The 13,207-nt window shown below is 49.0% G+C and carries 11 protein-coding genes; 1 reads left to right on the top strand and 10 read right to left on the bottom strand.

What is annotated here, in order from left to right; genetic code table 11:
* Positions 1-33 precede the first annotated feature (33 nt).
* A complete protein-coding gene (locus tag Q0882_RS15670) occupies positions 34-1,074 on the bottom strand; it encodes a methyltransferase (protein WP_299183625.1) in 1,041 nt (346 codons plus the stop codon).
* The gene (locus tag Q0882_RS15665) at positions 1,074-1,763 is read right to left on the bottom strand and encodes a pseudouridine synthase (RefSeq protein ID WP_299183623.1); all 690 of its coding nucleotides are present in this window, start codon (positions 1,761-1,763) and stop codon (positions 1,074-1,076) included. Before Q0882_RS15665 ends, Q0882_RS15670 begins: the two co-directional genes overlap by 1 nt.
* Before the next feature lie 128 nt (positions 1,764-1,891).
* Between Q0882_RS15665 and Q0882_RS15660 the strand changes: the two genes are divergently transcribed.
* Complete coding sequence (locus tag Q0882_RS15660) at positions 1,892-2,728, top strand: 6-carboxytetrahydropterin synthase (protein WP_299183621.1); 837 nt, start codon at positions 1,892-1,894, stop codon at positions 2,726-2,728.
* A 289-nt stretch (positions 2,729-3,017) separates the two neighbouring features.
* Here Q0882_RS15660 and panC read toward each other — a convergent pair whose 3' ends face one another.
* The 8 genes from panC to dksA form a co-directional block, all read right to left on the bottom strand.
* Entirely contained in the window at positions 3,018-3,866 is an 849-nt protein-coding gene (panC, locus tag Q0882_RS15655) for a pantoate--beta-alanine ligase (RefSeq protein WP_299183619.1), read from the bottom strand.
* Positions 3,867-3,868: 2 nt separating this feature from the next.
* Positions 3,869-4,663, bottom strand: a complete 795-nt coding sequence (gene panB, locus Q0882_RS15650) for a 3-methyl-2-oxobutanoate hydroxymethyltransferase (protein ID WP_299183616.1) — start codon at positions 4,661-4,663, stop codon at positions 3,869-3,871.
* A 40-nt stretch (positions 4,664-4,703) separates the two neighbouring features.
* Positions 4,704-5,192, bottom strand: a complete 489-nt coding sequence (folK, locus tag Q0882_RS15645; protein WP_299183614.1) for a 2-amino-4-hydroxy-6-hydroxymethyldihydropteridine diphosphokinase — start codon at positions 5,190-5,192, stop codon at positions 4,704-4,706.
* 2 nt (positions 5,193-5,194) lie between these two features.
* Positions 5,195-6,601, bottom strand: a complete 1,407-nt coding sequence (gene pcnB, locus Q0882_RS15640) for a polynucleotide adenylyltransferase PcnB (RefSeq protein WP_299183612.1) — start codon at positions 6,599-6,601, stop codon at positions 5,195-5,197.
* A 590-nt stretch (positions 6,602-7,191) separates the two neighbouring features.
* Positions 7,192-8,586 carry a sigma-54 dependent transcriptional regulator gene (locus tag Q0882_RS15635; RefSeq protein ID WP_299183610.1) on the bottom strand — a complete coding sequence of 465 codons (1,395 nt, stop codon included), beginning with the start codon at positions 8,584-8,586 and terminating at the stop codon, positions 7,192-7,194.
* An 18-nt stretch (positions 8,587-8,604) separates the two neighbouring features.
* Entirely contained in the window at positions 8,605-11,532 is a 2,928-nt protein-coding gene (locus Q0882_RS15630) for an ATP-binding protein (RefSeq protein ID WP_299183580.1), read from the bottom strand.
* Between the two features lie 165 nt (positions 11,533-11,697).
* Positions 11,698-12,582 (bottom strand): tRNA glutamyl-Q(34) synthetase GluQRS, encoded by an 885-nt coding sequence (gene gluQRS, locus Q0882_RS15625; protein WP_299183578.1) that lies wholly within the window; start codon positions 12,580-12,582, stop codon positions 11,698-11,700.
* A 49-nt stretch (positions 12,583-12,631) separates the two neighbouring features.
* Entirely contained in the window at positions 12,632-13,060 is a 429-nt protein-coding gene (gene dksA / locus Q0882_RS15620) for an RNA polymerase-binding protein DksA (protein WP_299183576.1), read from the bottom strand.
* Positions 13,061-13,207: the final 147 nt, after the last annotated feature.

Genomic DNA, 13,207 nt, shown 5'->3' with positions numbered 1-13,207 from the left:
GTGAATGCCCCATTAATCTATCTACTCTCCGGATCAGACCGCGTGCGACAGGCGGACAAGTTTAAAGTTTCCATTGGACATGATGCATTCTGCCTGATGGAACAATGTCGCAGCTTTGCGCTCAATCGGAATATGAAGATTGGTCACAAAACAGGCTATCCCTCTCTCATTTAGGCGATTATGGGCTGCTTTGAGAAAACGATCTGTCAGATCCCCATCTACGCTAAAGCCTGCATGGAATGGAGGGTTGCACACAATAAGGTCAAATCCCTCTGTTATTCCATCAGCGCAGTCTGCCGCGATGACTCTGCCATTAACCGGGTAACGATCAAAGTTTCGTTGACAGGCCAAGAGAGCCCCAGCATTGTTATCTGTGGCTGTGATCGGAATATCTAACGGGGCCAGATTCAGTGACAGGTAGCCGTAACCACACCCAAGATCTAATACGTTTTTAGGTGGCTCTGGCAGTGTCATCAGAAAGCTGTCGAGATTTTCAATCAGATAAGCACTACCTTTATCGATCTTGTCCCAACCAAAAACTCCCGGTTTGCTCTGATACTCATAATTGTCATCAGATGCGGTTATCCGTAATTGATGATACTGCTTATCATCCAAACGAGTTTCAGTGGAGAGGTCGGTTTTCTCAAGGAAAGCTAGCCAGGTGTCTTTATCAGCTTTACTGCAGTTGCCCGAGCCAAACATTTTTTTGGCTTTACTGAAGTAGGTTTTGATGCCTTCGTTTTTATCTCCGGCGATTATGAGCTTTCCTGTTGGTTTCAGACAACGATATGCTTCATTGATCAGATGGTGAACGACTGGTTTCTCTTTTGAGATTCTGTAGATCACTGAATCAAGGCTTTCGTCATCGATAATGCTCAGATCATAATCAGAGAAAAAGGCTTTCCAACCCTGTTTTTGAAGATGCTGCTGAAGGTCAAAACGGTTTGTGATCGCCACTACCGATTCATTTGCCGGAATATGTGCACTGAGCAGGTTTTCATCTGCCAGCCATAAGCTCCTCCCGGAAGAAGATCTGACATGGGGTGCAAGCAGGTCGAAGGCTGTATCACTCATTAGATGCTATTGATCTCTTCGTCTGTAAGATAACGGAACTCTCCGGGTTCTAACTCCTCATCGAGGGAGATGCTGCCGATGCTGACACGGTGAAGGGCTTCAACTTTGTTACCTATCGCTGCAAACATGCGTTTGACTTGATGATACCGCCCTTCGGTCAAAACGACATCGGCTTTATTTTGACCCGTGATCGTTAATTGTGCCGGTTTTGTGCGGGTTTTCTCATTGATGAGCATCAGCCCTTTAGAAAACTTATCGATAGCGCTCTCTGGTATCGGGTCAGCGGTGACAACCTGATAAAGTTTTCCGGTTTTGTGGCGGGGGGACGTGACTCGGTGAGCCCATTTTCCATTGCTCGTCAGTAATACCAGCCCCGTGGTATCTACATCAAGCCGGCCGCAGATCGTCAACTCATCTGCCCGGGGCAGATCAATAAGGCTCAGCACTGTAGGGTGAGTGCTGTCATCGTTAGAACAAACACAGCCCAGAGGTTTATTGAGCATCAGGTACTTATCACCAGGGGGCTCGACAGGATATCCACTCAGATAAACTTCATCGCTATGAGCTATCTGTAAAGCGGGATCAGATACCTCCTGTGTATTGACGATCACTTCACCGGCTTTCATAAAGCGGCGAACCTCTTTACGTGAAAATCCGGTGGATTGTGCTAGGTATTTATCTAGGCGCATGCAAAATCTGGCTGGAAGCTAATGGAAGTCGTGCATTATATCTGAACTGGCTTTTTCCCTATAGTGTGCACCGTTTTTTACTCTGGTATTTTGAGCTACTATAGCGCCTTCAAATCTGGAGCCCGCTTGTGAAACTGTTTGTTGATAACCTGACCAATGTTGATTTCTCGTATTTGCATCCTCAGCGAGGTCTGATGGGTGAATCCTGGCTAGTCCAGCTGGAGTTGGATGGCACGCTAAATGAACAGGGAATGATCTGTGACTTTGGTATCGTGAAAAAAGAGGTTAAACGCTGGTTTGATCGCTGGGTTGATCATGCGCTGGTGGTGCCTACCGGGATGCCTCGTTTAAGCTATTCCTCTGAAGATGGTTATACTGAGATCGAGTGGTTGTATGCTGATGGTGAGACATTTAACTGTCGCTCCCCTCAGGATGCTATCTGTTTGGTCGGCGTTCCTGAAATTACGGAGCATACTCTGGCACAGTGGTGTCAGGACAAATTGTTAGAACTTTTTCCAGATGATGTTAAGGGCCTCAGCATCAAATTCATTCCTGAAAAAGTTGATGGTGCTTTTTATCATTACAGTCATGGTTTACAGAAACATGATGGTAATTGCCAACGCATCGCACATGGTCACCGTTCCAAGATTGAGATCTATCTAAATGATCAGCGTGATGAAATGCTGGAAGCACAATGGGCTGAACGTTTTCGTGATATCTATATTGGTTCTGAAGATCATCTGATTGCTCAGTCTGATCATTATCATAAGTACGCGTATAGAGCCCCTCAGGGGGAGTTTTCTATTAGTTTGCCTGCATCTGTCTGTTATCTGATCGACACTGACAGCACGGTGGAATTGATAGCAGAGCACCTGGCAAGGCAGATTAAGAAAAACTACCCCGATCAGGTGGTTATGGTGCGGGCTTTTGAAGGAGTAGGTAAAGGCGCTATAGTGGAACTCTGAGCTCTCTGAAGAGCGATGGATTACGACTATAAAAAAACCGCAGCAGTGCTGCGGTTTAAATAAAAGGACGGTGTAACTAATCTAACTCTAGACTAGTCTCGCTCGATTGCCAGTGCAGTACACATACAGCCACTATTCACATTGACGATATCCGTACCCTATCCCCGATCTTTATTCGCCGATATCGCTTGTGGTGCAAGCACTTCGTTTGCTTCAACCCGTTCAAATACCGCAGTGCGATACTGGAGCGTTTTCAAAGTGTTCCGGAGTGTTTAACCCCGGACTTATACTATCGATTGATCTGGATATTATCGATCAGGCGCGCAGGGCCCAGATAAGCGGCTGCAAGAATAACTAGTTCCCGATCTTCAGCACCTGCCGGCTGTAGATCGCTTCTTCGACAGATCGCATAGTAGTCACGCTTGAACCCGGCGCTTTCCAGTCGAGACTGCGCTTGCTCTTCAATAGTAGCAAAGTCACTGTTTCCATCGAGGATCAGCTTCTCAGAATCGCGCAGTATCTGGTTTAGCGCGGGGGCAATCGCCAGCTCTTCTGTGGAAAGGTAGCCGTTACGTGAACTGAGGGCTAAGCCATTTTCGCTACGGGCGATAGGTGAACCCTGAATTTCAACCGGGAGGCTAAGATCTTCAGTCATTCTGCGGATAACCATCAGCTGCTGGAAGTCTTTTTCGCCAAAGATCGCTACATCAGGTTGTACCATGCCGAAAAGCTTGGTCACGACTGTAGCAACACCCCGAAAATGCCCTGGGCGTGAAGCACCGCAATAAAGATCTGATATAACAGGAACTTCAACCTGCGTCTGAGCTTCACGACCATGTGGATAGACCTCAGCATCAGTTGGGGCAAATAGGTAGTCACACCCACGTGATGCTAGTTTAGCCTGGTCTTCCTGTAGTGTTCTCGGATAGTTGTCGAGGTCTTCTCCCGCGCCAAACTGGAGAGGGTTGACGAAGATGGAGGAAACTACAACATCGCTGCTCCCCTTCGCCTGATCAATCAGCTGCAGATGTCCCTCATGTAGATTTCCCATGGTCGGGACAAAACCGATACGCTTCCCTTTGAAGCGCTCTTTTCCGAGCGCTGCGCGAAGTTCAGCAATCGTATGTATGGTGATCATCTCTATTCGAACCCGTGTTCCGGGCCAGGGAACTGGCCGCTTTTTACATCAGTATTGTACTGGCTGATCGCTTCCTCAATTGAGTTGCTATCGGCCATAAAATCTTTAACAAATTTTGGACGACGGCCTGGTGTGATTCCCAGCATATCGTGAAGTACCAAAACCTGTGCATCCGTATCTGAACCCGCACCAATACCAATAACGGGGACGTCCAGAGCCAGAGTGATCTCCTTGGCCAGCAGAGTAGGGACACATTCCAGTAGGATTATGCTCGCCCCAGCATCCTGAAGAAGTACAGCATCGTTGATCATCTGCTGAGCGCTTTCCTGATCTCGGCCCTGCACGCGGTAGCCACCGAGCTTATTAACAGTTTGCGGCGTTAAACCTAAGTGTGCGCAGACCGGTATACCCCGCTCAGCCAGCATAGAGATGGTGTCTGCCAACCAGGCTCCTCCCTCGAGTTTGACCATATTAGCACCTGCCTGCATTAGCGCCGCAGCACTGTCCATCGCCTGTTCTGGGGTGGAGTAGCTCATAAAGGGGAGGTCAGCCATGATAAGGCTTCCCTGATTTCCTCTGGCGACGGCCTGGGTGTGGTAGGCCATCTCCTCAACAGTGACTGGTAATGTACTGTCGTTGCCCTGAAGCACCATGCCTAATGAATCACCGACTAAGATCACCTCTGTACCAGATGAACTGACAAGGTGTGAAAAGCAAGCATCGTACGCTGTGAGTACAGCGAACTTCTCACCCGCTTTTTTCATTGATGACAACGTGTGCAGAGTAATATTGCTCATGGAATCAGCTTCCTGTTATTACGCGTTGGCGGGATTATACCTATATCTTTACTAAGCTGCCCATAGGACATGCAACTAATAGGGAAGACAATTGTTCTCCGCCGGGAATCTGTAGTTCAGGTGATATCTCAGCTAGTGGATAGAGTACAAAGCTGCGCTCTTGCATAAAAGCGTGTGGGACGGTCAGACGTTCTGTCTGGATGATGCTGTTACCATAGAGTAATAGATCCAGATCCAATGTTCGTGGTCCCCAATGACGCTCTCGGATTCTTTGATGCTGCTGCTCCAGAGATTGGAGCTGATCCAGAAGGCTGTGGGGATCGAGAGTGGTATAGATCTCGACAACCGCATTGATAAAGTCCGGCTGATCCTGGGGACCGATTGGAGCGCTTTTATAGAGGGATGATGAAGTTGTTAAATCGCATCCCGGGAGAGAGGCGATCTCTTCAATGGCCTGGGATACCTGCTCTAAAGGTGAGTTTAGATTACTCCCCAAGCCTATAAAGCAGCGGACAGGTTCTTTTTGCATGATTAATCTTTTCGTGATTTTTTACGTCGGTTCGAGCGGCGTGGTTTATCGCTTTTGCCCAGAGCCTGGACCATCTTTTCCCGTTGGTGTTCATCTGCGTTTTGGTAGTCTGTCCACCATTGGCTGAGTCCATCCAGGTTTTCTCCACTGGTTTCACGCAGCAGCAGCAGGTCGTATGATGCGCGGAATCTTGGCTGCTCCATCAGGCGTGTTGCTCTGTTGCCCTGACGTCGTGGTAGTCGCAACTGCATCTCCCAGATCTCACGGATAGGTGTTGAAAAACGACGGGGTATGGCGGTGGATCGGACCTGCTCACCGAGTACCTGGTTTGCCGCTTCATGCAGCGCTGGTAGTGGTGGCATCTTGTTGTCACGCATCAGCTGCTGCATCCGAAGTTGGGTTGGGTACCAGAGGATTGCAGCAAACAGGAATGCCGGGGTCACACTTTTTCGCTGTGAAAGGCGGCGATCCGTATTTCTAAGCGCGTTCTCAATCAGGCGTTCAAGAGGAACATCATCTATTGCGCTGGATTCTAGCAGGGCCTGAACTTGAGGGAATAGAGGTTCAAACAGACCTAGGCGCTGAAGTTGTTGATACGACTTAACCGCATGACCAGATTGCAGCAGTTTTAGAACTTCATCAAATAGACGGGCGGGTGCGATCCGTTTCAGCATTGGGGCGAGGGACTGGATAGGGCGTTCAGATTGTGGATCAATCTTAAAATCCAGCTTTGCAGCGAAGCGAGCGGCACGCAACATCCGTACGGGATCTTCTTTATAACGCTCCTCAGGATTCCCGATCATTCGCAGAATCCCCTGCTTCAGATCAGAGTAGCCGTTTGCAAAATCATAGACACAATGGTCTTTCGGGCAGTAGTAGAGCGCATTAACGGTAAAATCACGGCGCAGGGCATCATCTTCAATGGTACCGTAAACATTATCCCTTAAGATCATGCCGCTATCACATTGCTTACCCTGCTCGCCTTCCTCGGTTTGATTCTGACTATCATGGCTGGCTCGGAAAGTAGCCACCTCTATCAGGTCACGACCGAACCTTACGTGTACCAGTTTAAAGCGACGCCCGATCAGGCGGGCACGACGAAACAGCTCGGCGGCTTCTTCCGGGTGAGCATCGGTAGCAACATCAAAATCTTTTGGCTTTTTCTTCAGTAGGAGGTCTCGGATGCAGCCGCCAACCAGATAACCTTCAAAACCGGCGTCTTGTAAGCGGTAGGCCACTTTTAGGGCGTTGTCATCCAGATAGCGGCGTGCAATTCTGTGCTCTTCTTCACCAATGACCTGTTTATTAACGGAGGTCACATGTGGCTGTTCCGTTGAACTGCTTGGCTCTTGATGATCGTTGCTGCCGCCAAAGACTTTGCTCAGCGCGTTGCTAATGGTTTTAAGCAAGGTGGTGCCTACTCATACAATTAAATAGCTAAACGGGAGAGCTGATTACAGGGTTAGTATGTAGGTACTAACCAACCCGAGAACGCTATCCCTAATTAAATCGGGAGCGCAATCATACCACTGTTGTAAGTAGTAATGGAGGCTTAGGCGGTAATGATTTTGTAAAGAGGGGTAGATGGGGAGCTGATCGCATCTCAGGCAACAACGCTAGTTCTTAGCTTGTTGTTTTTTTTCTAAGAGCAATTTTAGGACCGTTACAGCTTCGCTACGATCAGCTATTAAGCCTCATTGTTATTTTTATTCGAGGCGGGTACTTCTCTTCACTATCCCAGTTTTTATTTTTATTGGTGGTACAGGTTTCGAAGTGTGCTTCTTTTTGTTTTCGCGTTAATACATTGCACTCTGTGTGCCAATTATAAAAATTCCTTGAAAAACAACAGGTTGATTTTATCTGTGTGTTAAGCAACCTACTTTGGTGCCGGTTTTGTTACCCGATGTTACGCTTTGGTACTGGGTGGTGGGTAGTAAGGTAACAGTTAAAATGTTACCTAATTGTTACTTGAGGGTTACTCAAGTGTAACCGACTGTAACTATTTTCGAGATTTTCGGGGGATGCCTAATTTCTGTCGGCGTTCCCATAAGCACTTCCTGCTAACGCCCAGTTTTTTAGCCAGCTCGGTTTCACTCAGCTGATCTTGATTTTCAAGTACAAACCGTTGGAAATAATCATCTAGGGATAGATTGGCTTGCTCCTCCTTGCTCAGGGAGGGTGATGGAGTTTTATTCATCTGGGCAAACTGGGTTTCCAGTTCGTTAAGTGAGGAGGTCGGGATATCTAGCCCCAAAAGTTCCGTGGTAATTGTACTGTTTTCTGCCAGAATCGTAGCGCGCTCGATGGCATTTTCCAGCTCCCTGACATTTCCTGGCCAGTGGTAGCTCAACATCGCGTGACGGGTTTCAGGGGAAAAGGTTAGGGTCTCGGTTTGCATCCTTTCCGTGGCCTGAATCAACATCTTGTCTGCGATCTCAAGAATATCCTGTCCCCTTTCTCGCAGGGGTGGGATACGCAGCTCCATAACATAGAGCCTGTAGTACAGGTCTTCGCGGAATTCGTTCCTTTTGGCAAGGTCTTTCAGGTTCCTGTGCGTCGCGGCGATCAATCGTACATCTACTTTTTTCGAGTGAACGGAGCCTACACGTCTGATCTCACCTTCCTGAAGAAAGCGTAACAATCTGGCCTGGGCCTCCAGAGGCAGCTCGCCGATCTCATCAAGGAAAAGCGTTCCGCCATCAGCGGCTTCAAGTAAACCACTGCGACCACTTGAGGCGCCGGTGAAAGCCCCCTTCTCATGCCCAAACAATTCGGATTCAATCAGACTTTCCGGAATAGCGGCACAGTTGACTGAGATCATCGGTATATCCGCACGTAAACTTTGCTCATGGATCGCTCTGGCAGCAAGCTCTTTACCTGTACCTGACTCACCCTGAATCAACACGGTCACGTTTGTGCGGGCGACTTTTTTTATACGATGATAAAGCTCCTGCATCGGGGGGCATGTGCCGAACATCACCGAACTGTCATTGCGGCACTCTGGCTCTGAGGGAAGCATGTTGGCACTGCTGGTCGTTGAGGGTATCGCGTTGTTTAGAATTGTTTGTACCGATGAGATCATCTCATCATGATCAAAGGGCTTAGCGATATAATCAACTGCACCCAGCTTCATCGCGTCGACTGCAGATCGCAGGCTGGCGTAACTGGTCATAATCAGAACCGGAACGTTTTGAGCCAATGAGATAAGGTCGGTACCCGGTGCGCCGGGCAGTCGCAAATCACTGATGATCAGGTTAAATTCAGTGAGAGTAAAACGGCTTTGGGCCTCATCGACTGATGCGGCATCTTCGACCAGGAAGTTATTTTTTTCCAGCAACCTACGTAGGGCTGAACGGATAATTGTTTCATCTTCGACAATCAGAATTCGGCTCATCGGCGTACCTTTATCCCACTAAGTCGCATCTACAGGGTCTTCTGCCCATTTCAGACGCGGAAGCGTAATTACTACTTGAGTGCCTTTCTTCTGTTTGTTGTTGGCAGGACTAACTATATCAATACTACCATAATGCTCTTCGATGATGTTGTACACTAAAGAAAGACCCAGCCCGGTTCCCTGACCTGGGTCTTTGGTCGTAAAGAAAGGTTCAAACAAGCGGTCCAGGCATTCCGTATCGATACCGATACCTTCATCCGTGACGCGCAGGACAACGGTTTCGCTATTCTCTTCCGCATTGACCCAGATATTGTCGCCATCTTCAGAAGCATCTCCGGCATTTTGTAACAGATTGACGAAAACCTGTTGGATCTGTTGAGGATCGCCATTGATCCGTAGAGTATCCGGAATTTGATTTATGTAATGCAGCTGCTTGCCGTGGCTATCCAGCGACAGTAGGTGGATGGCCTCATCCGCACAGTGAGCGAGTGACACGGGTAGCTGTTCTCTGTCGGCTTCGGGCCGGCCCGCATGGGCAAAGCGAACCAGTGATTGAACGATCCGACTGATCCGCTTAGTCTGGTCTACAATATGATCGCCGGTCTCCAGTATATAGTTGTTATCAGTCTCCAGTTTCAGGTTCTGAGCAAGGCAGGCGATACCTGTAACAGGGTTACCAATTTCATGAGCTACGCCAGCCGCGAAACGGCCGATAGAGGCGAGGCGCTCATTATGTGCCAGTTTATCCTGCATAGTCTTAGTGTCGGTTTCATCTTCCAGCAGAATAACCATGCCGATCTCGCGCTGCTCCTTCAGAATGGATTTGTGCAGGCTGAACCAATGGGTGTGATCTTCAATAATCAGCTTCTGACCAAGCTGGTGATCTAGCGCACTGCAGGCGAATTGATAAAGGGTTTCACCCCAGAGGCTAGATTCTGCGATCAGCTGAGATCCCACGATCTCATCTGCGGCTATCTCCGTCAGGCGCTCCATCTCGCTGTTCCAGAATAAAACCTGTCCATCGGGATCGAGTGTGCAGACCCCCACCGGGAGTTTTTGCAATGTTAATCGGTGATAGCGGCGCATCTCATCAAGCTCGGCGGCCAGGCCGGTTAACTGTTCGCGATAGTTCTCCAGCTGGCTTTCGACCAGATGTACATTGCTGGCCTTAAAGCCCATCGGATCTGAAGGTCTGTCTGCGGGCTCAAGCAGAGCGGCTGCTTCAACGGGGCCTAAAAGTCCTGAGATATTGTGCTCCAGTGTTGTCCTTAATCTCATCAGATCGACGGGACGGATCGCTTCTGCGGATAGGTTCATCATCTCCATCGCTTTTTGCACCTCACGCTCTGCCGCTTTTCTGCCGAGCCGTCCGGTCAGCAGATCGATAAAATCATCAGTTCTGGAGGCGAGAAGATTTCCTGAACTAGGCTTTTGAAGTGCGTTCATCAGACAGGCCTGGGCGGCACGGCTCTCATCCTGAGACTGAGGAACGATTAACGAGACGATCGTCATGACCACCGTATTTAAAAGCAGGGAGAGGATGGCGATCTGGTCCCAGTTATTGCTATCCAGATTAAAATGCGCAATCTCAATCAGTGGTGCATTGAGCAGGGGCAGGAGCATATAAAATAGCCAGATACACATGCCAACAGTTAGCCCGAGTATCAGCCCCCACCGGTTCGCACGAGGCCAAAAAAGAGTGACCAGAAGTCCGGGAAGGAACTGTAGAAAGGCGACAACCGCCACGATCCCCATCTGGTGAAGGTCTACACCATTACCGACCAGGCGATAGAAAAGATAACTGGCAAGAAGCAGCGCCATAATCAAGAGGCGGCGTAGCCAGAGAAGCCACGAGTAGAAGCGCGGTGTCTTCGGTTTCGGTATGAGGGGAAGAATAACGTGATTTTGTAGCATTGAGGCCATGGCCACCGTAGCGACGATCATTATGCCGGTCGCAGCTGAAAGTCCACCAATGAAGGCGAGAACGGTGAGCCATGTGGAATCCAGCATCAGCCCGATGTTCAGGATCATGAACTGGGCTTCACCGCCGACGCCCAGCGCGGCTCCTGCCCATAAGATCGGAGGTACCGCAATAGCTAGCAGAAACAGGAAAAGGGGCATACCCCAGGTCGCTTTGTAGATTGTTTCCTCAGCGGAATTTTCAGTAAACAGCATATGAAACATATGCGGCATGACGATAGCGGCGGTGAAAAAAGAGAGAAGAAGAGTTCTCCAGGCCTCGCTATTGACGGGTTTTTCCAGCTGTTGAATTGCTTCCGGGTGGCTCTGAATAAAGCTTTCCAGACCTGAAGGACCGCCGAGTATCTGAAAAAAAGCAAACCCCGCAATCACCAGCAGGGCGATCAGTTTAATGAGAGATTCTACTGCCATCGCCACCATCATTCCCTGATGGCTGGTTCGGAGCGAGGCGTGCCGGGCTCCAAAGAGGATAGAAAACAGAGCAATGATGAAGCAGAACCCTAACCCGATCTGATCAGCACTAAATTGATCATTCAATAGATAGAGTGCGTCAGTGACCGCTTGGATCTGGATCGACAGCATCGGCAGAGTGGCGAGAACCGAGAGGAGTGTTGTGTATGTACCAACCGTGCCACTTCGAAAGCGGAATGCGAAGAGATCTGAGAGTGAACTGAGTTGATAGGTGCGTGTAATGCGCAGAATGGGAATGAGTAGTGCGGGGCCCAGGATAAAAGTGATAACTGCACCTAGATAGGAACCAAGAAAGTTATAGCCGGATTCATGTGCGAGCCCGAAAGCACCGTAAAAGGTCCAGACGCTGGCATAAACACCGATGGACAGGAGATGAGTAGCCGGATGGCGCACCAGCTTTTTAGGCAAGAGCCCACGTTCAGTCAGGTATGCGGTTCCAAATAGAAACAGCAGGTATGCGATTCCGATCAGGATCAGCATGGGTAAACTAAACATCGTGATGTCTTCTTTCTATAAGGAAGGCGAGGATAATAATGCCACTCCAGACCAGATAAGGGATATACCAGGGTGTTTGCATGCTCTGCCAACTATCAATCAATAAAGGTAACACCATATAGATAGCGGGGATAAGTAACAGTAGAACGCGATGGAAATACACAGCTACTGCTCCATGAGCAGAGGCTTACTAAGTGTTTGAGGAATATTACGTATATCCCAGTTTTCCACTGCCCAGGCCAATATATCGTCACGTTGCTGGTTGTGAAGCTCTGCAGGTGGATTCTGGTTAAGAAAGTGTAGTGCCCGAATAAGAACTGGCGCAGGATTATCTGCCCTGAGTGGTTCTGCGAAGGTCTGTTTGCTTAATTTCTGCCCCTCCAGATTCGTTGCTACGGGAATGTGGGCATAAGCGGGGGTTGGATATCCCAGCAGCTGTTGCAGATGAATCTGGCGGGCTGTCTCATCCAGCAGATCTGAGCCGCGAACAATGTGTGTGACGCCCTGCTGCTCATCGTCAACGATAACAGCTAGCTGATAGGCAAATAGCTGGTCACGGCGAAAGACAACAAAATCACCGGTGCTATTAAGATTGTACGCGTGGGGGCCCTGAATAATATCCCGAAAGCTGATCAGGCTATCTTCACTTTTGACTCTGATCGCACAAGAGGCATCTTGTTGAGGCGGATGGCTATAACAGTAGCGATCATAAACAAGATTGTCACAGCGCTCTATAATCTGTTTGCGGGAACAGTTGCAGCGGTAAGCATGGCGTTGTTCAATCAATGTTTGCAATACAGAATGATAGAGGTCGCTGCGTTCACTCTGAAGAGTCAGTTCGCCATCCCAGAGAAGCCCATAAGCTTCCAGAATTTCAGGAAACTGTTCCTTAACTTCAGGGGACTCCCTTGGAGGGTCAAGATCTTCAATGCGCAGCAGCCAGGTGCCATTATTGGCTCTGGCATCCAGATAACTGGCGAGTGCAGCAAGCAGTGAACCAAAATGCAATGGTCCAGTAGGGGATGGGGCAAAACGGCCGACGTAGGACACGAATGTGAGCCAAAAAAGCCAGCCGTGTTATGGCTGGCTCAATACCGGCTTAGCCGCCAAGCTGTTTTTCTTTGATCTCAGCGAGCGTCTTGCAATCGATGCAAAGCGACGCAGTCGGGCGTGCCTCAAGGCGACGGATACCGATCTCAATGCCACAGGCATCGCAGTAGCCGTATTCATCCTCTTCGATCAGCTCTACCGACTCATTGATCTTTTTGATCAATTTTCGTTCGCGGTCGCGGGTTCGAAGTTCAAGACTGAACTCCTCTTCCTGGCTGGCACGATCGCTTGGATCTGCAAAGTTTGAAGGTTCCTCCCGCAGATGGTGGATGGTGCTGTCGACCTCTTCCATCAACTCCAGTTTCCAGGCTTCCAGAATAGCCCGGAAGTGATCCTTCTGTTTCTCATTCATGTATTCCTCACCCTCAACAATCGGGTAAGGCTCAAAATGTGTGAAAGATTCGCTCTTGTTTGGCATAAGCGCTGCCTCACTCTCTTTCGTAAGTCACCTCATGATGACTTCACTTGCCTGTGTTAGTAATGCAAAAATGCATTTAGCATGAAAGGCAGGCAAATTACCAGATGCCTTGCCGTTACGCTAGCCCTAAATTTAATCTCAGGACTC

Origin of the sequence: uncultured Neptuniibacter sp. (assembly GCF_947498015.1) — a bacterium.
Lineage (GTDB): Bacteria > Pseudomonadota > Gammaproteobacteria > Pseudomonadales > Balneatricaceae > Neptuniibacter.
This window is presented reverse-complemented; position numbering and strand designations above follow the sequence as displayed.